Origin of the sequence: Photorhabdus sp. RM322S (assembly GCF_042879395.1) — a bacterium.
In the GTDB taxonomy this organism is placed as follows: domain Bacteria; phylum Pseudomonadota; class Gammaproteobacteria; order Enterobacterales; family Enterobacteriaceae; genus Photorhabdus; species Photorhabdus khanii.
Genome location: NZ_JBHFKW010000022.1, coordinates 73,215 through 93,796, shown reverse-complemented (window position 1 = coordinate 93,796; position 20,582 = coordinate 73,215). Strand labels below are relative to the sequence as shown.

Genomic DNA, 20,582 nt, shown 5'->3' with positions numbered 1-20,582 from the left:
TGGGGGTTAATGCGGTGGTTAGCGCAGGCGAAGGTGACTGCGCTGGACAGCAGTCGTTACCGGCTGACATTGACTGGGGCGGACGGATTGCCGCTGACCTGGGTATTACGTACCGAAGTCGGGAAAGGTCCGCTGGCGTTGCTGGCCCTGAAAGGGTTCCGGTTGCCGACCCAGATATTCAGTGTGAAAGAGGAATAAACCATGCTGCAACAACTGATAGCAAACGGCTTTGCCGGGCGTGATGTGTTGGCCGAAGCGCGAGAAAGTACGGCATTGTGGGAAAACTGGTTATTCCCCATCAGTCCAGAAGCGCCCACGGGTGATGATCCGGCCTATAACGACGATTTTCAACGTATGCGTGAAGAGGTCAATAAACTCAGTGGTATTGATACCGCACTTATCGGTGAACTGGCGCAAAAGCTGCTGACCACGGAATGTAAAGATGTCCGCGTGGCGACTTATTATGTGTGGGCGCGTCTGCACCAGGAGGGCGAACGTGGTTTGGCAGAAGGGCTGGCGTTGTTGGCTGCATTGGTCGAACGTTTTGGTGAAGCGTTGCTACCTTGTCGGGCGGGCAGTCGTAAAGCCGCGCTGGAGTGGCTGACGGGAGGAAAAATGCAGGACAGTCTGTCGCTTTATCCTGAAGTCAATCGGATTGATTTCGAACACATTCTGGCGTCGCTGGCGTTACTGGAACAGGTGTTTGCTACCTGGGATGAGGATGTTCGTCCCTCGCTGACCGGATTGGCGGGCATACTGGAAACCCGGCTGGCGCAGTCGGGGGGGATGGCAGCGGTGGTGCCACAAACGACCGCTCAGACACCGTTACCGTTGATGCAAAGCAACCCGTCCACCTCGACCCCGAGGGGATCGCCGGTATGGAATCCGGTGCAATCCGGGCGTGACTTGCTGGAACGGACACGTGAACTGGCGCGCTATCTGCGTGAACAGCCTCAGGGCTGGCTCTCTTCCGCTCGGCTGATGCGCAGTGTGCGCTGGGATACCGTGCATCAGTTACCGCCACAGGATGGCGATGGGCGTACCCGTCTGCTATCGCCCCGTAAGGAATATCGGGCCTTGTTAAAACGGCTCTACCGGCAACAAAGCTGGCATGAACTGTTGGAACAGGCCGAGCGGATGTTTGCGGAAGGGGTTAATCATTTTTGGCTCGATTTACAGTGGTATCTCTGTCAGGCCTTGAGTCAGCCAGGCGGCGGCTATGAAGGTTGGGGAGAGATCATTAAACAGGACCTGAGAATATTGCTTGAACGGTTACCGGGGCTGGAAAACCTGGCATATGACGATGGGAGCCCGTTTGCTGATGAAGTGACTGCCGGCTGGATAACCCAACAGATTCATAATGTTAAGGAGGACTGGTCGTTTGCGCATTCGCCGGCCCAACCCCGGCGCGATGATGACATTTTAGCGTTGGAGCCGGAAGCGCTGCAACTGGCGGACAGCGAAGGCATTGATGCCGCGTTGTCGTGGTTGGGGCAACTGCCGGGCATCAATGGGGCACGTCACCGTTGGTTACAGCGTCTGTTGATGGCGCGCGTGGCGGAGCAGTACGGTAAAAATGAAATCGCTCTGCATCTGTTGACCGGGCTGAATGCCGATGAGCCACTCCGTCTTGATGAATGGGAGCCGGAACTGATGTTTGAGGTGAAAGCGTGCCTGCTGAAGTTGCTGCGGATGAAAGCCCAGCGCAGTGAACACGATAAGGGGCGGATGGCCCAGCGCATGGAGACTCTGTTTGCGGGCTTGGTGGCGATTGATCCGGTCCGGGCGGTTGTGCTATGTGGCTGATTTTACGGGTATAGGCTCCCTTCTTCCGAATTTTTGTAACAATCAAGAGAACAATGCGATGGATGATTTAATTCTCCGCTATTACGAGGCGGAAATGCGTTATCTGCGTGAGGCAGGTAAAGAGTTTGCATCAGCGCACCCGGATCGGGCCGCCATGCTTAATCTGGATGACGAACGGGATCTCGATCCCTATGTGGAGCGGTTACTCGAAGGCTTCGCTTTCCTGATGGGCCGGATGCGTCAGAAACTCGACGACAGTTTGCCGGAGTTGACGGAAGGGCTGGTTAGCCTGTTGTGGCCGCATTATATGCGCACTATTCCCTCACTTTCCATTGTGGAACTGGCACCGGATTATCAGGATTTGCCAAGAAGTGAAAGTATTGCCAAAGGGTTTGAGGTGGTATCGCAGCCTGTGGGACCGAGTCAGACACGATGCTACTACCGTACTACCCGTGATATGTGCATCACGCCGCTGCACATCACTTCGGCCACGTTGCAAAATGAAATCGATGGACGTTCAGTGATCCGTCTGCGTTTTGACTGCGGTCAACTGGCGGATTGGAATAAAGTTGATTTGACGCGACTGCCCTTGTACCTCAAAGCGGGCAGTCCGGTGAGTTTTGCACTGCATCTGGCGCTGACCCGGCAAACTCAGCACATGTATGTACGTTTGTCCGGGATGGAGCGTCGCTATTTTGAGGGCTTTTTCTCACCGATGGGGTTTGATAACGACGATGTGCTATGGCCCAAAGGGGAAAATGCGTTCAGTGGTTATCAATTGTTGATGGAATATTTTACTTTCCGTGAAAAGTTTATGTTTGTGGCCCTCAATGGACTAGAAACATTGCATATTCCTGCCGGTACGCCGTGGTTTGAACTGGATATCGTACTGAGTGAACTGTGGCCGTTTGAGTTGCCCTTTTCGGCGGAGAATATCCGGTTGCATTGTGTCCCGGTGATCAACCTGTTTAATGTTGAAGCGGATCCGATGCCCATTTCGCGGCTGCAACAGGAGTATTTACTGCGTCCGATGCGTATTCAGGATGGTCACACCGAAATTTACTCAGTGGATGACGTGCTCTCTTCCGGGCGGGGTGAAGCCCAACGTTTTGTGCCGTTTAGCAGCTTTCGCCATCGGGGCGGGATCATGCGCAGCACCGCGCCGGAACGTTACTATCACACGCGTGTCAGTGCGAGTCCTTCCGGTTTGCATGATACCTGGCTGATCCTCGGCGGTGAATCGTTTGAAAATGATCCGGAGATTAATGATGAAACGTTATCGCTGCGTATCACGGGCACCAACGGCCAGTTACCCCGCCAGGCATTGCGGGATGCGCAACTCGAACAGACCTTGCAATCCCCCGGTGGCAAACTGCGGGTAAGAAACCTTTGCTCACCCACGCTGCCTTGTTATCCCCCGGCGAACGACCGTTTCCACTGGCGGATACTCAGTCATCTCGGCTCCAACTTTCTCAGTATGATGGATAACCCGGAAGTGCTGCGCGGGACGTTGGGGCTTTATAACTGGACTGATGACGAGATGAACTGCCGTCGTCTGGATGCCATTGTTGGGGTGAAACACAGCATGATCCAGCGTTTTGAGAAAGGCTTTTTGCTCCGGGGTGTTGATATTGAGATTGTCCTTAACCGTAGCGGTTTTTCCGGCGAGGGCGATATTTTTTTGTTCGGTGAGATGCTGAACCGTTTCTTTTCGCTGTATAGCGATATTCATCTGTTTAATCAGTTGACCCTGATCCTGCAACCTTCGGAGACATGTTTGCGATGGAAAGAGAATCACAGTCCGCGTATTCCCGGTTAGTCCAGCAACTGGCGCCAGACATTTCTGGTTTTAACTTTTATCGTTTCTGCCAGTTGCTGGAAAGTCGGCGGGATGAGCGTCCGCCTCTGGGCAGTACCCTTTCCCCTGATGATGATCCGGTCCGTTTCCGGCCGCATCCCGGGACGGATTTTCCCGCCAGTGAGCTGAGAAATGCCGAATGGGATGAGACACAACAGGAGCAGCCCCCGACAGTGCGTACCACGTTTCTGGGCCTGTACGGTGTGGATTCACCGCTCCCGACGGTTTATCTGGACGATATTGTCCTGCGGTGTGAAGGCTATGAAGGTGTGACAGACTTTTTGGATATTTTTAATCATCGGATGATGACCCAGTATTACCGCATCTGGCGTAAATATTCCTATCCGGCCACTTATCAGCCCGGGGGAAAAGATGAGACATCACAGTGCTTGCTTGGACTGATTGGTTTAGGCATACCGGGGAGTCAGCAACAGGTTGCGACACCGGTTTCTCGCTTTCTTGCCCTGCTCGGCACCATGCGGTTGCCAACCCGGACCGCCGAAGGGGTGATTGAGTTGGTCAGGCTGTTGGCACCGTTGACGCAGGCGAAAGTCACTCCGCATGATCGCCGGCGGGTGCGGCTGATGCAACCGGCTCGTTTGAACCGTCACCATCCGGTTCAGCTCTCTCAACGTCCGGTGTTGGGGAAGATGGGGACGGATGTTAACAGTCAGATGGTACTGGCGCTTTATACTGATGATGCTGAAGAGGCTCAGGGTTGGTTACCGCAGAGAGAACTGCATACCGATCTGTTGGTGCTATTGCGGGTTTATCTGGGCTGGCGTTGCGGTGTGCGATTACATCTTACGTTACCTAAACGGTTATTGCCGCCGGCTCAGTTGGGAAAACAGCGTGTTCGGTTAGGGCGCACAGGTGTACTGGGGTTAAAACCGGGCGGACAGGCTGTTTCAGGCAGGGTGACAATCAATCTGGGTCACTATCAGGGGTTATTGTCTGAGTATCAATATCGGGAGGCCGAAAATGGCGGTTATCAATTTTAAATCCGTCCTGATGGGGAGCATGGTGTGGCTGGCGGCCGCAGGGTTAGCGGGGTGTGGTCTGACACAGACGATGACCGACGGCACGGTCTCCATGACTCAATCCATTTTCTATAAGCAGGTGAAGACACTGCATCTGGATTTTAATGCTCGCAGTGCGCTCAACACCAATGATGCGCAAACCCCGCTCAGTACGGTGGTGCGTGTCTATCAGTTGAAAGACAACAAAGCCTTTGAACGCGCCAGTTACGCCGACCTGTTGAGTGGTGACAGTGAGGCACTCAAGGCGGACAGGCTGGCCCAGCGGGATATCCGAGTGGCACCGGGGGGCAGTGTGGCGCTGGATATGCCGATGGAAAAGGCGGCGCGGTTTGTGGCGGTGGTGGGCATGTTCCATACACCGGATGTCACTAATAATGATTGGCGACGGGTGATCAGGCGTGATGAACTGGTGGCAGATAAACCGCGCACTATCGAATTGGGTAACGGCACATTGACACTGGATCCGATGAAGGAGTAACCGATGAAACAGTTGAGACCCTCACTTTACGAAATGTTGACACGTCACTTTAACGGGGGGCTGGATATCGATCAGATTAGCCCGCGGGATCAGGTGATTTTATCGGTGTTGAACAATATGCAACGCATCCTCAACAGTCGTGCGGGTTCGCTCGCCCATTTACCGGATTATGGCCTGCCTGATCTCAACACCATCCTGCAAGCGTTACCGGCCTCATCACAGCGTTTGGTCACGACTATCGAACAGACGCTGTTGACTTATGAACCGCGTTTGAAGCAGATCAGGGTGACATTACTGCCGCAGCTTGAACCGGCACATCTGCGTTATGACATCAAGGCGGAATTGAAAGGCGTGGGATTGGTGCGTTTTAGCACGGAGTTTGTGCCGGAAGGGCAAGTCTTGATCCGCCATTTACGTCAGCAAGGGCGGATAGATTAATTTTTTGTTTCATCAGGCTATTTGGGGTTGCCTTTCTGGCCTGTATTAATCACGCAACAGAGGCTACATGTTATGGCCGCAATCTCATCCGGTTACACCGTACATACGGGGGATGACCCGCGTGCACTGCCTGAATTTAGTGCACTGAAAGAAGAAATGAGCAAACTGAGCCATCCGGCCCGGCCAGATGTTGACTGGGCCAGGGTTGAGCAGCTGTGTCTAACATTATTTCGCTTAAATGGCGTCGAGTTGCAAAGTGCGGCCTGGTACACATTGGCCCGCGCACAGCGTGCCGGATTAGCCGGTATTGATGAAGGATTGGCACTGATTGACGGGTTAGTGAGCCATCAGTGGTCACAATTCTGGCCTCAACCGACTCATGTGCGGGTTGAGATATTTGCCTGGTTGGTTGTCCGTCTGCAACAGGTATTGCGGACCTGTGTTTTCTCTTATATCGACCTGCCGCTGATTTATCGTACAGAAAAGGGGCTGGCGCATCTGTGCGAAGTTCTTCAACGTCTGGAACTGAAACATGTGAGTAAACTCGACAACCTCCGGGTACAGTTTCACAACAGTGCGCGGCGATTGGAGAGTCTGGCGCAGGAAAAGGGGGCGGTATCCCTGTCTCCTGCCTCTGTATCGTCTATTGAGGACACGACTATTTTGGTGTCCGCAGAACAATCTCAGCCACAACTGATGTATGTGGCACAGGAAACCATGTCGTCCGTACAACCGCAGATTAAAGTGGTCCGGGCTTTAACCTCCTCTCGTTGGAAAGTCGGGCACGGTTTTGTGGCGGGTGTTGTGTTATGTGCGCTGACAGTGACCGGTATTGGGTGGGTAAAAGGTATGCGACAGGCGCCGCCGCTGGCGCAGGCATTGCAAGTAACCACGCAGCCTTTGCCGCGGACCTTGCTCCCCGCACAACTTGCCGAGTTACGCCACCCGGACAACGCAGTGTTGCTGAATCAGTTGCAGGAGGAAACATTGGCGGCCAGTCGGGCACAACTGGCAAGTTTGGATGCCTTGCCTGTGTTGTGGCGATTGACGTATGGGGCGCAGCTATTACATCAACTGCGAACATTATGGCCGGCCAGCCAAACGGTGCAGGAGATGAACAATGGGTGGTTACACCAGCGTGAAGCCAATGCATTACCGATGCAGGCGCTGGAAAATTACCATCTGGCGAAATTACGTCTGCAACAACTGGCTGAACGACTCGACGCTTTGGATGAAAAACGTGGTCGTTATCTCACCGGTTCTGAACTGAAATCGATGGTGTTTGGCATCCGGCAGCCGTTGCTCAGTACACCGCCCTTGGAAGAGTTGCTGCGTCAACTGGCCGAACAACAAAAAAGTGGCACGGTCTCCCCGGCATTGTGTCAGCAAATTAACACCCGTTTTAATCAATTACTCAATCGTTATGCACTGCTCATGGAGAGCATAAAAAACCGGGGGGCACTTTATTAATTGGTGATAAAATGAACACGCAAACTGTATGAGTGGGCTGATGACTGCCCATTTTGTTTGGCTCGGAAATGGAATGCCGGGTGTTACAAGATATCCTTCCTGTAGGGGATGGTTGTAACGCCTCAACTATCAGGAAACCTCTCTGTCAGATTAGAGCAACCAATCTAATTTTTTAATGTGTTCACAATACTAATGGCTTGTTTTTTATCATTTGCCCCCATTCTAAACGAAGGAGATAAAGAGGTTTGAATAGTCGTTGTGAACATAGGAATACCGTTGAATGATACTGTCATTTGGGTTCCAATGTTTTTATTGATTAGAGCATTAAATCGAGGAAAACAGGGTTTATCTTTTTTCATTACGACTGATAACTCATTATTCATTCCATTATGTGATCCTAAATAATCAATTTGATCTGTACACGCTTGAGTTAAGATAAATTTGTCACCGGATAAAAATTCATACTTTAACCCTTCTTTCGTTTGAATTAGCCTGTTTTGATTGTTTTTATCGGAACATCCGGCTATTGCGGAGAGGAGCATCATAATAACAAATAGATTTTTCATAGTTTCGAACCTGTCATATTTAAAAACCATATATAGCCCCACTCTTGCTCCTCCTCTATGGATCATGCAACCACTTAGGCCTGTAGCGTATGTAGTTTTTAGCCCCGACGGATTCTACATAATGAGCACTAAAATAGTCGTTGTGCTGAAATTTTTCTATTACTATACTATTCGCATACTCTTGCCATCTTTAACCGATAAAGATATATTTCAATGCCGCGATGACAACAGCAATACCAACGGCTAATATCAGTTTTTTCATCCAATCTAAATCTGTTTTTATAGTATTAATATCGGTTTTAATGCTTTCGGTAGCAGCTGTCAGATCTGCTTTGGTGGCGGCGCTTGTGTTTTGCAGTTCTGCAATAACTTCAACGATTTTTTCAGACTGCTCATCGTTAAAACCCGATGCTTTGAGTGCTTTAACTGCTGTAAGTGTATTCATTGCAAGTGAAGTCATTATTTCATCCTCTAAAACATAAGACAGTCGATTGATTACCTCTAAAGATAAGAATAAGACCATAAGGACACAAATGCAACACGATAGTAAATGAGATTCACCATCACCCGGTGAAGAGAACGTTGGCAGGGTGTTTTGTTTAGTATTTTAGCTTTCGAGGGTTTGGGTATTAATATGATTTATGCTAAAAATATGACAAATAAGTTGGTTAAAGTTGTATTTAAATAATTCGATATATTTTCTAAGATTCTAAAATGAATAATGAGAAAAAGTTTATCGCTTGTACATTCAGTCTGGTACCTGATTTTATTGAGCGTTAGATTACTTCAAGTCAATAACCCTAATCAGGAATGGAAACCCCATTCCTGAACTGTTTATATGTTTAACGGTTTGCTGCTTTCATTCTTAATGCCTGTTTTTCTGCATCACTGATAAAAGCGATTTCCAGCCCATTAATTTGAGCTTGGCGAATTTGAGCAATAGATAAACCTGCGGCAGGGGCGGCAACTTCATATTCATGGCGAATTTCGATACCTTCAACGGCTGGATCATCTGTATTAATGGAAGCAAGAATGCCTTTTTCCAGGAATTGTTTCAGTGGATGGTCCAATAAAGAATTAACAGTGCTGGTTTGAAGGTTTGAGGTTAAACAGGATTCAATACCGATACGGTTTTCAACCAAATAATCCATCAGAGCCGGATCGGTAATCGCTTTTACACCATGACCAATCCGCGTTGCTCCTAATTCACGAATAGCCTGCCAGATACTTTCAGCGCCAGCTGCTTCACCGGCATGGACGGTTATTTGCCAGCCGGTATCACGGGCTTTGGTAAAATGAGACTGGAAAAGATGGCCGGGGAAGCCTAATTCATCACCCGCCAGATCCAGTGCGGTAATATGCTGGTGATGAGCCAGCAAACCCGCCAATTCTTGAGTACAGGCTTGTTCACCAAACGTTCTGCTCAGAATACCGATAAGACGAATATCAATATCGTTATTTTGACGGGCAGAATGGATACCATCAATAACAGCCTCAACAACTCCCTCAACCGGCAATTGATGCTTCATTGCCATGTAATAAGGGGAGAAACGTAACTCGGCATAATCCAACCCGGCATTGACAGCATCTTCAACATTCTCGATGGCAACACGACGACAGGCATCCAAATTAGCTAGCACTGCCACTCCCCAATCCAATTTTTGCAAAAAGCTGACGAGATCGGGTTCATGGCCAATAATTTGCACGTGGGGAAGCAGTGATTCCAGGTTATTAGCCGGAAGTTGGATATTATGCTGGCGGGCAAGATCTAAAATGGTCTCTGGCCGGATATTTCCGTCAAGATGGCGGTGTAAATCTGTCAGCGGGAGCTGTATGTCAATCATATTCCAGGTCCTTTTTTATATAAAAAAGCCAGTCAAATTGGTTGACTGGCAATTTAACAAAAGCGTTTATAGCCGTTTTATTGCGCAGGCTTCACAGTACCTTCTATTTGTACCTTTTTACTATTGTGAGTATCGCTTTCTGGCATTATTTGCTCTGGCGTTGCCTCATCATCAGAAGAGTCGGCTAAATTATATTCAGACATGAACTGATGTAAGGGCATTTTCTTACCGTTCATTTCGACATTACCGTCTGCATAGTTAAATTTAATGCTGATGGCATCTTTATCAACAGTGGTGATTTTAAACAGTTGGCCGAATTGTTCAAACTGTTCTATCTGTTTTGCCGCATCATCTTCAGCTTTCGCTTTATCCATACCATTCATCATCCTTGCTTGGGTTGCGAACTCAGTCATCATGGGTTTTGGTAAGGTGACATTCAAAGACATATCCTGAATTAAAGTGCGGATAGCGTCTTCTGTTTTCATTGAAGACAGATTGCTTTTATCTTTTGGTAAGTTTTTCAGGCTTACTTTGTAATTGATGCTACTTTCACCTTTGGTATTTTTCCAGGTCAGTGGCTCGATACCAAATTGTGGATTGTTTTTCAGCAGGATAGGAAAGTTAGAAAAAACGGCGTCAATAATGGCCGCGTTTGTAGCATCGGAAGAGAGATCACCGGATGCGAGGGATTTAGCGGTAGCATCATTATATGCTTGGGTAAACTTACGAACAGATTCACCATCCAGACGATCCGCTGTAATAGCAAATTTCCCTGAACCGAAATCGGTATTTTTCAGTTTGAGGCTGTCTAAGCTATAAGTGACTTTCCCTTTCAGATTAGTTTCGTCTTCACCGATGTTTGAATTTATCTTAACACCGGAAAGAACCATATCTTCATTGCCGATCCCTTTCAGGCTGATTTCCCGAATGTTGATGTTTTGATCACCAATATAGATATCAAATTTGCCTTTTTTGTTGGACAGGTTTAAATCAATTCCTTTAACAACGAAATTTTCGTTGTTTTTATTGATGGTTAGTTGGTCACTCTTTATTGCCAGTAATACCTCTTTCAGATCACGACTGAGATCTGAAGTCAATTTGGCACCGGAAAAATTGAATTTAGCACCATTTTGTTCAAAATCGACGGGGATGATATCCACATCGGAAATAACAGAACCGCTATAACTAACACGGGAATCAGCAGCGAACAGGGATTTTCCCTTAGTCACTTCGAATAGTGGTTTTAACGCTTTGTTATTTTCCAGTTCGGAATGAACGGAAGCCATGCTAGGAATAAGTGTCAATTTCTTCACTTGTGCCAGCGGGAAAGGACCGTGATCAATCACAGACTTAATTGAAATCTCTTCACCTGGCTTGATTTCTGCGTTTTTAACGCCATCTTTAACCGTCAAGACAAGCCGCACATCAGAACTGAATATCCCGCGATGGAAATCTTTACTCTGTAGTACCAGACCCGTTTCAGGGAATGCTTTTTCCAATTCAGCAGTTGCGTGGGAAACTGATTGGCCGATACGTTGTTCGATTTGTTTACCTGTATACCATGAAGCCCCAGTCCAGGCTGCACTCAAGGCAACAATAACGCCTACTGCCACTAACGATTTTTTCATAATGTAAATCTATCCTCTTAGTGCATATCTAGCAGGTAAATATGCACTCTCTTCCTATAAAAATGGCCGTTAACACCGCTTGGAATTTACGTCGCGTTTTAACAGCCTATGAATTAAGCTTTAAACCCAGATCCGCATTATTGATTAAAAACCCGGGCGGTAAAACCATCACCGTGAATAATCACAACTTTTTCTGCCGCAGAGATAAATACTGATTCACCTGGGAAAATGTTTAATTGGTGTTCTCCAGATTGTATAACTGTTTGACCTTCAATACAAAAAACAATCGATGCTGAATCATTTTCAAGAATAATTGGCTGTTCTGATAAAGAATAAACAGAAAATGCGAAATCATTGACAGGAACAGGGAAGTTTTGCACTGTTTTTTGTTGTTTTGGCAGGGTTAATAATGTGTTTATTGGTTTTGATACAAAATCAAGGTTTGCCATTAACTCAGGAATATCCATATGTTTATTGGTCAAACCCGCCCGCAGGACATTATCTGAATTTGCCATAACCTCAAGGGCAACACCTTCCAGATAAGCGTGAGGTGTACGGGCGCATAAAAACATCGCCTGGCCGGGTTCAAGTTCAATAACATTGAGTAAAAGTGGGGTAAACAGGCCATTGTCGTCAGGATAAAACTCCGTCATTTTTTTAATGGTATCCCACGGTTCGCCAATACGGCTGTTTAATGCTGATTTTAATACACCAAGCGCCAGCTGTTTTTGTTTACCTCTCATATGGAGTAATTGGGAAAATAAAAATGCAAGATTCTGTTCGTCTGGTTTCTGAATGAAAAACTGAATCTTGGGATGCGCAGCGGTAACCACTTCCAATAATTGCGTGATTTCGTTTAATGGACGGAACCCATTCATTGCCCGAAAAGGCGTCAGGGCATAAACCAATTCGGGCTTATGGTTATCATCTTTGTAATTTCTTTCAGGTGAGTCCAGTGGAATACCGGCGCTATTCTCTTTGGTAAAACCTTCTTCGGCGGATATTTTATCAGGGTGAACCTGAATAGAGAGAGGTTGAGCTGCGCACAACACTTTAAATAAGAACGGTAAACGGTGAAATCTATCCGAAACCTTTTTCCCCAGATATTTTTCCGGATCACTGGCTATTAATTCATTTAAAGCAACTGGTTTTCCCGTTTCGGGATCTACCACAATCGAACTGCTTTTAGGATGGGCACCCATCCATAATTCAGCCATTGGCAGATCATCTGGATTTTCAACACCATAAATATGAGTCAGGGCGGTTTTACACCCCCATGAATAGTGTTGGATTTGATTTATCATCTTCAACATGGTCGTTGCTCTCTTTTTAAAAAATCAATCTATTTCCTTCATGCCACAATACGATAAACACGACTTGGTCGGCATAATCAGGAACTAATATGTGGCATGATAGTGGAATGCCAATCAGTTTATCTGCAAAGGCTGGTTATGCATATTCGATTATTCTGTGTGTTAAGGAGATAGTAATAATGGCAGCCACTCGCATTGAAAAAGACTCAATGGGGCCTATCGAAGTACCTGCTGACCAATTATGGGGAGCGCAAACTCAACGTTCACTGGAGCATTTCCGCATTTCGCAGGAGAAAATGCCTGTTGCATTGATCCATGCTCTTGCGTTGACCAAACAGGCTGCGGCCAGTGTGAATATGGATTTGGGCCTTCTGCCGAAAGAACGTGGTGACGCAATTATCGCTGCCGCGAAAGAAGTGCTGGAAGGTAAACATCCAACAGAATTTCCTCTTGCTATCTGGCAGACCGGTTCCGGAACACAAAGTAACATGAATATGAACGAAGTGTTGGCGAACCGTGGTAGCGAGATCCTTGGCGGGGTGCGGGGCGGTGAACGCCTTATCCATCCTAATGATGATGTGAATAAGAGCCAGAGTTCGAACGACGTTTTCCCAACAGCAATGCATGTTGCCGCCGTTATCGCACTGCGTGAGCACCTTATCCCTGAGCTGAAAGTATTACAAAAAACATTGGCTGATAAAGCTGAAGCTTATAAGGATATTGTTAAAATTGGTCGTACTCACCTGCAAGACGCGACGCCATTGACCCTTGGTCAGGAAATTTCGGGTTGGGTGGCTATGTTGACGCATAACCTGAAACACATCGAAGACAGTATTCCACATGTTTGTGAACTGGCATTGGGCGGAACGGCTGTTGGTACTGGTCTGAATACCCATCCTGAATATGCTGTGCGTGTTGCTAAAAAGCTGGCTGAATTTACCCGCCATCCATTTGTTACCGCACCAAATAAATTTGAAGCACTGGCTACCTGTGATGCTCTGGTTCATTCTCACGGTGCATTGAAAGGTCTGGCTGCATCCATGATGAAAATTGCCAACGACGTTCGCTGGTTGGCTTCTGGCCCTCGTTGTGGCATCGGTGAAATTTCAATTCCTGAAAACGAGCCAGGCAGCTCAATCATGCCGGGCAAAGTTAACCCGACTCAGTGTGAAGCGGTCACTATGCTTTGCGCCCAAGTGATGGGTAATGATGTTGCTATCAATATTGGTGGTGCGTCTGGCAACTTTGAGTTGAACGTGTTCCGTCCGATGGTTATTGATAACTTCCTGCAATCTGTTCGCCTGCTGGCTGATGGTATGCGCAGCTTCAATGGGCATTGCGCTGTAGGTATTGAGCCTAACCGCGATCGTATTACGCAGTTGCTGAATGAATCGCTGATGCTGGTCACGGCGCTGAATACCCATATCGGTTATGACAAAGCCGCAGAAATTGCCAAGAAAGCGCATAAAGAAGGGCTGACTTTGAAACAATCTGCAATGAAACTGGGTTATCTGACAGAAGCTGAGTTTGATGAGTGGGTTCGTCCTGAAGATATGGTTGGCAGCTTGAAGTAATCGCTGTTTAGCTATTTGAACCGGAGCCTTGTGTTCCGGTTTTTACTTTATTCATCTTTAAGGTAGCCCTAGGTAACTTTTGTTTTTGCCAGTCGGGAATCAATACCAAAATCAAGGCGTTTGATCGTGCCCGTGTATTCACGCTGATTCTACATATTTCGAACGTATGAGCCGGTATAGGATCACGATATAACGCCATGCTAGGGGTTGAGGAGTAACGGAACAGTAAACGCCGTTAAGCGGTCATTTTAAATAGCCAAAAATCAAGCGGCTAAGTTACATCGTGGATTTGCATTCTTAGCCACCTCATTTACGGTGGCCAAGTTGGCTATACTTATTTTGGCTATTTGTTAGGGATCACGGTTATGTAATCACTGACAAAATCTATCAGCTTTCTATCACTTGTGATTAGTGGAATTTTGATATGCTTCGCCTGAGCGACAATTAACCGATCAAACGGGTCTTTATGTAGTTTTTCAGGTAAATCGCTTACAACAAGCGTATGCTCGCTTTTTATGGGGATTTCAATCAAACCAGCCTCAAACAGTCCGTCCCTGAACTGTTCGGGATCGACAGAAAAATCAGCTTTGTTCAGATTGCGTTTAATGACCACTTCCCATATTGACGCCGCACTAAAATAAAGAGTTTTGTCAGTATCTTCAAGCAGATCAACAATATCGCCTTTCAGTTTTTGCGGTTCATATGCCATGAACAGCAAAATATTGGTATCTAACAGCAAATCCATTAAGAGTATTTTCCTTCAAACATATCAACAATTTCGGTGCTGTTCATATCGTCAAAATTGGCGGGAATGCTACCTTTGCCTTTGAGGAACCCCAGCTTGCGCTTCGGTTTATCTTCTCTGTATGCAATGACTTTAACCAGTGTATGACCATTCTTAGCGATCATCACTGGTTCACCAGTGCGAGCGACTTCCTGGACAATTTTGGACAGGTTAGTTTTCGCGTCGTAGATGTTAATCTTTTCCATAAAATGACCTCTTGTTATACACACTTTTAAGTATACCATTTTTGTTGGTCTGGTCAATTTGGTTAGACTAATTATTGATGCTTACCATAGTCAGACTCGGAGGGTGAGAACAAATAATTCAATCAGGAGTAACAGTTTAATTTTACCAGTTTTGGCTATTTAAATTGACTACTTAACGGCGTTTACTGTTCCGTTACGCCACAAACCCCTATATAGGTCAAATAACAGTCATGTACTAAATCTCACGATATAAATGCAGTCTTGGAATAACCAATTCCAAGGGTTTAGCTTTGGGTTTATAGCGATGTACTATTGCATTGGTGTCATAATCAGGTAATTCGCCGAGCTTTGGCGGGTTTCCGCCACAGTTAACATAAAACGCAATTAATGGAAGAGGGCAGGCATATTGCACTTGCTTTTGCTGCTCTGTATACCAGACCCGTGCAATAGGTTGTACTTTTACTGGACGTTTTATTTTTAAAATCACATCATCCGGCAATTTTTTTATATCGGTAATTTCTTTGGCAATAAATTCTGCCCATTGTTCCCGGGAATAGGGGGAAACAGCACGCCCTGAATTGTAGCTTTTCTCCAAACGCGCCAAAATTTGATTTTTTGTGACTTTATTAATGATGTTTTTATTTGCCCAACCAAAACGAACTGAATCAGGATTGAGAAGGGGAGTGATTGTTCTGTAAGCGTTTAGTGTAATCAACCCATGTAATTGATTATGAACAAACTCAAACCGCTGCTCTTTATTCACACCTGATTGCACCGTGACGATGTGTTCAAGTTCTGCTTTTAACTTATTAACCTCCTCAATCAAATTTAAAGCAGCGTGATATTGCGGTTGATCCACAGAAAAACATAATACACCGGGCAAGCGAACAGCCGCTTTGCTGCTAATATTTTGATTATTGTGGTGTATAAACAGCCTCTGATAATGGCTTAAACCTAAATCTAATGCTTCATTACCTGAAATTCCATTAACGGTTATTTCTGTTATTGGATCATGTTCGCTGCCTTTTTCCACATCAGGCAGAACAAACACATGAGCGGCCAGTAAAGAATAGCTGTGAAGGAGTTCACGTAGCTGTCTCAATTTGTTTTCTTGCTGGTGAAAACAACGATTCAAATCTTCAATTGATAAGTATTTACTCATATAAATAACAAAATTAGTTACAACATACTTTTGATTATAGAACAAAAAACACAAACATCAAGCTCCTCAGTCGTATTCCAAGGTCTACATCTGAATATCCTTACAACACTAAAAATTTACTTAATAATTGTGATGACATTAGTAGTGCAATCACATTCCTTATCCTATGCTTAGGAGTACCATCGCGACTTGCCCGCAAGTTAATTTACTGTATCAACGTGTTTTTAAGGCCAATATTATGAACAGTCTGATAATTGAGGATACTGAGCATTTACGAACAAGCTCGACGAAACAGTTAAAAATTAATGAACAATTATCCGGTTTTATCGATGTTCGTGAAAACCTGCCTGATGATGCACCCAGCAATGCAAATCTTGGCATACCGGGTAATATCGAAACACGACTTTGGAAAGATTATGTTAGCATTAGTTAATGGTTTTCTTCTTTGCTTAGGGCTTGTTGTTTCGATTGGCCCTCAAAACATGGAAATCCTCAGGGTTGGCTTGTTGAACGACCGGGTTGGTTTGCTCGCTTCAGTTTTCGTGATTTGCGATGTAATCCTGATTATCACAGGTGCGTTGGGTGTTGGAAGTATCATTGCATTAAATCGGGGAATTACGGTGTCTTTGACGTTACTCACCGTAATGTTCCTGCTATTTCTGACGTTCCAGGCGGGGCGCCGGGCTATGAACGAGGGTGGGGCGATTGTTTCCCTTGGCGAGCAACAAAATACCCGTCCCTTCAACATGGTGAAACGGGGGCTTGGTCTTTCTTTCCTAAATCCTTTAGCGCTGCTGGAAACTGTTGTCATCTTGGGATCAACGGCAGCGCCTTACCCGGCCAATCATCGGATTTTGTTTGTGGCGGGCGCGCTTGCGGCCTCGGCCATATGGTTCTACGGCCTGGCTTATAGCTCACGTTGGTTTTCGGCCTGCATATCGAAACCCTGGCAGCGTTGCATTATGGAATGTGTTGTTGCTGTCATCCTGTTCATTACGGCTTGTTGGCTGGTATTGCGTACTTTCAGTGGTTGAGTTGACAAAAGTTCAAATCTCTCAAACCAAACTAAATTGAATTCCTTAAGTGATCTACTATTTATTTAAACGCAATAATTGTTAAAATTAAAGTGAATAAGTGCTAAATTTATAATCACTTGAACGTAACATATGGATTGTTACTGGAAACCCCGCAAATTATTGGAGTAGATAGCTTGGAATTAAATCAAGTAATTACCGCTCTTAAAAAGTCTGACAACAACTGGACTGTAGAGCAAACAGGTGAGTGTCTTGTCATTACTAATGAAGATGGTGTTAAGGCGCATCTGGCAATTTGTGGAAAACAAATCACAGTAGAAGCGTTAATATTTTCGGAAAAACATGTTTCGGATACTTCTGCCTTAAATAAGTTCATTTTAGAAACGCATAAGATGATCCCTCTGACCTCTGTTGGAATTACCGAAGTAGATGGTCAATCTTACTATACCGCTTTTGGTGCCCTGTCTTCGGAATCAAAAGTAGAGAGTGTTGTTATCGAAGTCTCTATGTTATTCGCTAATATCAATGAACTTCTTGATGCATATTCTGAGTTTCTGAAATAACAGTATAAGGTAAATATCAATGAGTAGTGTATGGAAGAAGCTTTTCAAAGCAATCAAAGGTACTGTGAATAATGCGGTAGAAACGGTGGCTGACGGGAATGCATTGACGATTCTTGATCAGGAAATTCGTGAAGCCAAAACAGAAATCCGCCGTGCTGATGACAGCCTGATTAGTATTATCGCTAAACGCAAAATGGCAGAGCAAAAGGTTTCAGCTCTCAAAACCAGCATCGTTGAATACGAAGGGCACGCTCGCTCCGCTGCTAATAAAGGTGACAATGGGCTTGCTCTGGAATGTGCTCAGAAAGTTGCGAACCTACGTGGCGAACTGGAAACAGGACAATCACAGCTGGACGCTTTCAAGGCGACTGAAGCTACCCACCGCCGTACTGTGCAAGAAGCTAAAGAAAAAGTGTCTCAGCTTGAGAATCAGGTTGACCTTGTTAAGGCGACAGAACAAGTACAGAAAGCACAGGCTGCAACCCATAACTCTGTAATCGGCGCGTCGTCAAAAACATCTACTGCTCTTGATTCGCTTGAACGCATTAAAGCGCGTCAGGCCGAGAAAGCGGCTCAGTTTGAGGCTCAACAAGAGCTTCACGATAGCGCTACTTCAAGCGACTTGGACAGAAAGCTTAAAGAGGCGGGCATTACCTCAAATTCCGCGTCCGCAGAAGATGAACTTGCCCGTATTCTTGGCAAGTAATCCTCCTGATTGTTAAATCAAGATCCTGCTTCTTAAGCAGGATCTTCTTCTATAAATTCAAAGGATATTTCTATGTTTTCCAAAATCGCTAAGGCGTTTAAGAGAGCATTTAACGGCAAGGAAGTGATGCCAATGGGTCCGAAGGTACCGGAAGTATTGGGTTTGCGTATTGGCGGTGCACTTGAGATAGACCCGCTTATACTAAAACTGATCGAGTCTGACCTTACCATCGAAAACGCTGCTTCAACTCAGCTTATATGCTCCGTCGGTGTTGTCGATCTTGGCGATAACGTACGTTTGGTTCGCTACTACACCGATGATGAAGGTTACCTCCAGGTGCTTCAAGAAAACGCGAGTGATGATGGGGTGAGAGAGGTGAGTCTTTGGTACTTCTACGAAACCAAACCGATCGACGTCCAAACTCAGTGGGATGCGCTGATTGAAAGCGGTATCGTTACACCAAACGGGCAATATGACCTCGACGGTACCAAGTTTTCCCGGTTGTGGGACAACACGAAACCCGTCGTTGTTACTGAGAAAACCTACCATCAGAACGGTACCGTTACTGAAACTGACCAATTCATGATGCTTTACACTCGCCAGGTTTCAGATAACAGAACAGAAGAGCTGTTGATTGTAGGTGAAGAGAAGATTGTAGGCAGCAGCTTAGACAGGCTGATGGTAAAAAGCACCGGTATTCAACTTAACCAAACAGATTTTAAAGTGGTGGCATAAATGATTACACTCGCAAATGAAGAACAGGCTTTAACTCAATTTATTAACAGCATAACCAACTTTGGATTGTGTTTTGGTCTGGCGCTTGTTTTCTTCATTGTATTCAAATTCATCTATGTAATGGTTACTCCACAGGATGAATGGAAGTTGATCAAGGAAGAAAAGAACATGGCAGCCGCAGTATCGCTAGGTGGCGCTATGGTAGGTTATACCATCGCAATTGCAAGTGCAGCAAGCAATTCGGTAGGCGTGACTGATTTCGTGATGTGGGGTGTTGTTGCACTACTGGCGCAAATTGCTGGTTTCTTCATCGTTCGTATATTTATGATGCCAAAAATTGTATCTCGCATTGAAAACAATGAGATCCCTGCCGCTGTCGTTCTGGCCTCAGTTTCAATCTCTGTTGGCCTTCTAAACGCAGCTTGTATGACTTACTAATTCAGAGGTTGTATGACGAACGAGAATAAAAAGCGCAGAATGCGCAGCACCGGCATCAACATTGAAAGTAAGCGTAAATATTGGCGTACTTTTTCACTTACTTCGCTAGCGCTCAGTGTTGGTTCGATAGTGGGCTGTGGTCAATCGACGGATGAACTGTCAATCAAGCTCTACAAGGACCTGGCAGCTTGTCAAAACGATCCACAGAATACGATTGTTGCTGAATGTGAAACCACGTATAAAGCCGCATTGCGTGAAGCAGATCGGACATCGCAGAAGTTCAGACAAGAAGCCATGTGCAAACTTGAGTACGGCGAGTGTGAAGAAATGCCGGGCAAGCTTGGTTACCGGCCAAAGATGGCTGCCTTCATGATGGCGGATGTAAAGCCTGAGCATTTCAATGAGCACAACATTTCTGACAAATATCGCAATGTATTCTACCAACCCATATTCACTTCAACATCAAGCTATAGCGACCTGTACGGCAATCTGTTTTTCGCTGATGGTAAGGTGATTGGCTCTTACTCAGATATGGACAATATCCAGTTCGAAATGAACCCGCGTTATTTGCATCCATTGGCAACCGTCCGCTTGCCAACTAAGCAAGAAATCTCTCCGGGAACAGCAAATGCCTCTGCGGGTATGAACTCGACGCTAGGCACTATAGGGACTGCTTATATTGCATCTGAATTGCTCAAGAACAGAGATAATGTGTATAGGGAAAGAATGTATAGAGAACGCCTAAATCGTGAGAGGGAACAGCAATCTGAAACAGGCTATTACGGTGGCGCTGGTATCAGCTCTTCAACTCGCTCTAAGGACGGTTTCATCCGGTTCCCTGACTACAATAAACCCATTGCAACCACCAAGTCTAAAGGTGGTTTTGGCTCAACATCCTCAGCCAGATCAAGCTGGGGTGGTTAATCAGCTTTGACATCT

The 20,582-nt window shown here is 46.0% G+C and carries 23 protein-coding genes; 15 read left to right on the top strand and 8 right to left on the bottom strand.

Going from position 1 to position 20,582, the window contains the following annotated elements; genetic code table 11:
- The 7 genes from ACGF63_RS14325 to ACGF63_RS14295 form a co-directional block, all read left to right on the top strand.
- Positions 1-198 (top strand): hypothetical protein (locus tag ACGF63_RS14325; RefSeq protein WP_387631589.1); only part of this gene is annotated, 198 nt, incomplete at its 5' end.
- Between the two features lie 3 nt (positions 199-201).
- The gene (gene tssA / locus ACGF63_RS14320) at positions 202-1,806 is read left to right on the top strand and encodes a type VI secretion system protein TssA (RefSeq protein ID WP_387631586.1); all 1,605 of its coding nucleotides are present in this window, start codon (positions 202-204) and stop codon (positions 1,804-1,806) included.
- Between the two features lie 58 nt (positions 1,807-1,864).
- A complete protein-coding gene (tssF, locus tag ACGF63_RS14315) occupies positions 1,865-3,625 on the top strand; it encodes a type VI secretion system baseplate subunit TssF (protein WP_152962039.1) in 1,761 nt (586 codons plus the stop codon).
- A complete protein-coding gene (gene tssG, locus ACGF63_RS14310; protein ID WP_152962040.1) occupies positions 3,589-4,665 on the top strand; it encodes a type VI secretion system baseplate subunit TssG in 1,077 nt (358 codons plus the stop codon). The genes tssF and tssG overlap by 37 nt, the downstream gene beginning before the upstream one ends.
- Positions 4,646-5,182: a type VI secretion system lipoprotein TssJ gene (gene tssJ, locus ACGF63_RS14305; protein ID WP_152962041.1), complete on the top strand. Its 537-nt coding sequence runs from the start codon at positions 4,646-4,648 to the stop codon at positions 5,180-5,182. Before tssG ends, tssJ begins: the two co-directional genes overlap by 20 nt.
- Before the next feature lie 3 nt (positions 5,183-5,185).
- Entirely contained in the window at positions 5,186-5,620 is a 435-nt protein-coding gene (gene tssE, locus ACGF63_RS14300) for a type VI secretion system baseplate subunit TssE (RefSeq protein ID WP_036847136.1), read from the top strand.
- Positions 5,621-5,692: 72 nt separating this feature from the next.
- Positions 5,693-7,090: a VasL domain-containing protein gene (locus tag ACGF63_RS14295; RefSeq protein ID WP_387631580.1), complete on the top strand. Its 1,398-nt coding sequence runs from the start codon at positions 5,693-5,695 to the stop codon at positions 7,088-7,090.
- A 164-nt stretch (positions 7,091-7,254) separates the two neighbouring features.
- On the opposite strand, the gene ACGF63_RS14290 is transcribed toward ACGF63_RS14295, so the two are convergent.
- The 5 genes from ACGF63_RS14290 to manA form a co-directional block, all read right to left on the bottom strand.
- On the bottom strand, positions 7,255-7,656 hold the full coding sequence (locus ACGF63_RS14290) for a hypothetical protein (RefSeq protein ID WP_162524077.1): 402 nt from the start codon (positions 7,654-7,656) through the stop codon (positions 7,255-7,257).
- A gap of 190 nt (positions 7,657-7,846) precedes the next feature.
- A complete protein-coding gene (locus tag ACGF63_RS14285; RefSeq protein WP_036847143.1) occupies positions 7,847-8,116 on the bottom strand; it encodes a hypothetical protein in 270 nt (89 codons plus the stop codon).
- 382 nt (positions 8,117-8,498) lie between these two features.
- Positions 8,499-9,500 carry an adenosine deaminase gene (gene add, locus ACGF63_RS14280; protein ID WP_152962043.1) on the bottom strand — a complete coding sequence of 334 codons (1,002 nt, stop codon included), beginning with the start codon at positions 9,498-9,500 and terminating at the stop codon, positions 8,499-8,501.
- 77 nt (positions 9,501-9,577) lie between these two features.
- A complete protein-coding gene (locus ACGF63_RS14275; RefSeq protein WP_036847145.1) occupies positions 9,578-11,128 on the bottom strand; it encodes a YdgA family protein in 1,551 nt (516 codons plus the stop codon).
- A 137-nt stretch (positions 11,129-11,265) separates the two neighbouring features.
- On the bottom strand, positions 11,266-12,441 hold the full coding sequence (gene manA, locus ACGF63_RS14270) for a mannose-6-phosphate isomerase (protein ID WP_152962044.1): 1,176 nt from the start codon (positions 12,439-12,441) through the stop codon (positions 11,266-11,268).
- 179 nt (positions 12,442-12,620) lie between these two features.
- On the opposite strand from manA, the gene fumC reads away from it, so the two are divergent.
- Entirely contained in the window at positions 12,621-14,015 is a 1,395-nt protein-coding gene (fumC, locus tag ACGF63_RS14265) for a class II fumarate hydratase (RefSeq protein ID WP_036848302.1), read from the top strand.
- A 343-nt stretch (positions 14,016-14,358) separates the two neighbouring features.
- Here fumC and ACGF63_RS14260 read toward each other — a convergent pair whose 3' ends face one another.
- The 3 genes from ACGF63_RS14260 to tus all read right to left on the bottom strand — a co-directional run bounded on the left by ACGF63_RS14260 (position 14,359) and on the right by tus (position 16,167).
- The gene (locus ACGF63_RS14260; RefSeq protein WP_036847147.1) at positions 14,359-14,760 is read right to left on the bottom strand and encodes a type II toxin-antitoxin system VapC family toxin; all 402 of its coding nucleotides are present in this window, start codon (positions 14,758-14,760) and stop codon (positions 14,359-14,361) included.
- A complete protein-coding gene (locus ACGF63_RS14255) occupies positions 14,760-15,005 on the bottom strand; it encodes a type II toxin-antitoxin system Phd/YefM family antitoxin (protein WP_036847148.1) in 246 nt (81 codons plus the stop codon). The genes ACGF63_RS14260 and ACGF63_RS14255 overlap by 1 nt, the downstream gene beginning before the upstream one ends.
- 235 nt (positions 15,006-15,240) lie before the next feature.
- Positions 15,241-16,167 carry a DNA replication terminus site-binding protein gene (gene tus / locus ACGF63_RS14250; RefSeq protein WP_036848305.1) on the bottom strand — a complete coding sequence of 309 codons (927 nt, stop codon included), beginning with the start codon at positions 16,165-16,167 and terminating at the stop codon, positions 15,241-15,243.
- 238 nt (positions 16,168-16,405) lie between these two features.
- On the opposite strand from tus, the gene ACGF63_RS14245 reads away from it, so the two are divergent.
- From ACGF63_RS14245 to ACGF63_RS14215, 7 genes are all read left to right on the top strand, one after another.
- Positions 16,406-16,600, top strand: a complete 195-nt coding sequence (locus tag ACGF63_RS14245; RefSeq protein ID WP_036847149.1) for a hypothetical protein — start codon at positions 16,406-16,408, stop codon at positions 16,598-16,600.
- Positions 16,533-17,201: a LysE/ArgO family amino acid transporter gene (locus ACGF63_RS14240; RefSeq protein WP_387631595.1), complete on the top strand. Its 669-nt coding sequence runs from the start codon at positions 16,533-16,535 to the stop codon at positions 17,199-17,201. The genes ACGF63_RS14245 and ACGF63_RS14240 overlap by 68 nt, the downstream gene beginning before the upstream one ends.
- 176 nt (positions 17,202-17,377) lie before the next feature.
- Positions 17,378-17,764 (top strand): DUF2170 family protein, encoded by a 387-nt coding sequence (locus tag ACGF63_RS14235; protein ID WP_081738223.1) that lies wholly within the window; start codon positions 17,378-17,380, stop codon positions 17,762-17,764.
- A gap of 19 nt (positions 17,765-17,783) precedes the next feature.
- Positions 17,784-18,470 carry a PspA/IM30 family protein gene (locus tag ACGF63_RS14230; RefSeq protein ID WP_036847151.1) on the top strand — a complete coding sequence of 229 codons (687 nt, stop codon included), beginning with the start codon at positions 17,784-17,786 and terminating at the stop codon, positions 18,468-18,470.
- A 72-nt stretch (positions 18,471-18,542) separates the two neighbouring features.
- Complete coding sequence (locus ACGF63_RS14225) at positions 18,543-19,205, top strand: YjfK family protein (protein WP_071992981.1); 663 nt, start codon at positions 18,543-18,545, stop codon at positions 19,203-19,205.
- Positions 19,206-19,643, top strand: coding sequence for a DUF350 domain-containing protein (locus tag ACGF63_RS14220; RefSeq protein WP_036847152.1), 438 nt, complete (start codon positions 19,206-19,208; stop codon positions 19,641-19,643).
- 12 nt (positions 19,644-19,655) lie between these two features.
- On the top strand, positions 19,656-20,567 hold the full coding sequence (locus ACGF63_RS14215) for a DUF1190 domain-containing protein (protein WP_036847153.1): 912 nt from the start codon (positions 19,656-19,658) through the stop codon (positions 20,565-20,567).
- Positions 20,568-20,582 lie beyond the last annotated feature (15 nt).

Coding starts and splice junctions, on each gene's coding strand:
- ACGF63_RS14295 (WP_387631580.1), top strand. CDS start 5,693: ATGGCCGCAATCTCATCCGGTTACACCGTACATACGGGGGATGACCCG.
- tssF (WP_152962039.1), top strand. CDS start 1,865: ATGGATGATTTAATTCTCCGCTATTACGAGGCGGAAATGCGTTATCTG.
- ACGF63_RS14285 (WP_036847143.1), bottom strand. CDS start 8,116: ATGACTTCACTTGCAATGAATACACTTACAGCAGTTAAAGCACTCAAA.
- ACGF63_RS14230 (WP_036847151.1), top strand. CDS start 17,784: ATGAGTAGTGTATGGAAGAAGCTTTTCAAAGCAATCAAAGGTACTGTG.
- ACGF63_RS14240 (WP_387631595.1), top strand. CDS start 16,533: ATGCAAATCTTGGCATACCGGGTAATATCGAAACACGACTTTGGAAAG.
- ACGF63_RS14245 (WP_036847149.1), top strand. CDS start 16,406: ATGAACAGTCTGATAATTGAGGATACTGAGCATTTACGAACAAGCTCG.
- tssG (WP_152962040.1), top strand. CDS start 3,589: ATGGAAAGAGAATCACAGTCCGCGTATTCCCGGTTAGTCCAGCAACTG.
- tssJ (WP_152962041.1), top strand. CDS start 4,646: ATGGCGGTTATCAATTTTAAATCCGTCCTGATGGGGAGCATGGTGTGG.
- tssA (WP_387631586.1), top strand. CDS start 202: ATGCTGCAACAACTGATAGCAAACGGCTTTGCCGGGCGTGATGTGTTG.
- add (WP_152962043.1), bottom strand. CDS start 9,500: ATGATTGACATACAGCTCCCGCTGACAGATTTACACCGCCATCTTGAC.
- manA (WP_152962044.1), bottom strand. CDS start 12,441: ATGTTGAAGATGATAAATCAAATCCAACACTATTCATGGGGGTGTAAA.
- ACGF63_RS14260 (WP_036847147.1), bottom strand. CDS start 14,760: ATGGATTTGCTGTTAGATACCAATATTTTGCTGTTCATGGCATATGAA.
- ACGF63_RS14220 (WP_036847152.1), top strand. CDS start 19,206: ATGATTACACTCGCAAATGAAGAACAGGCTTTAACTCAATTTATTAAC.
- fumC (WP_036848302.1), top strand. CDS start 12,621: ATGGCAGCCACTCGCATTGAAAAAGACTCAATGGGGCCTATCGAAGTA.
- ACGF63_RS14290 (WP_162524077.1), bottom strand. CDS start 7,656: ATGAAAAATCTATTTGTTATTATGATGCTCCTCTCCGCAATAGCCGGA.
- tus (WP_036848305.1), bottom strand. CDS start 16,167: ATGAGTAAATACTTATCAATTGAAGATTTGAATCGTTGTTTTCACCAG.
- tssE (WP_036847136.1), top strand. CDS start 5,186: ATGAAACAGTTGAGACCCTCACTTTACGAAATGTTGACACGTCACTTT.
- ACGF63_RS14225 (WP_071992981.1), top strand. CDS start 18,543: ATGTTTTCCAAAATCGCTAAGGCGTTTAAGAGAGCATTTAACGGCAAG.
- ACGF63_RS14215 (WP_036847153.1), top strand. CDS start 19,656: ATGACGAACGAGAATAAAAAGCGCAGAATGCGCAGCACCGGCATCAAC.
- ACGF63_RS14275 (WP_036847145.1), bottom strand. CDS start 11,128: ATGAAAAAATCGTTAGTGGCAGTAGGCGTTATTGTTGCCTTGAGTGCA.
- ACGF63_RS14255 (WP_036847148.1), bottom strand. CDS start 15,005: ATGGAAAAGATTAACATCTACGACGCGAAAACTAACCTGTCCAAAATT.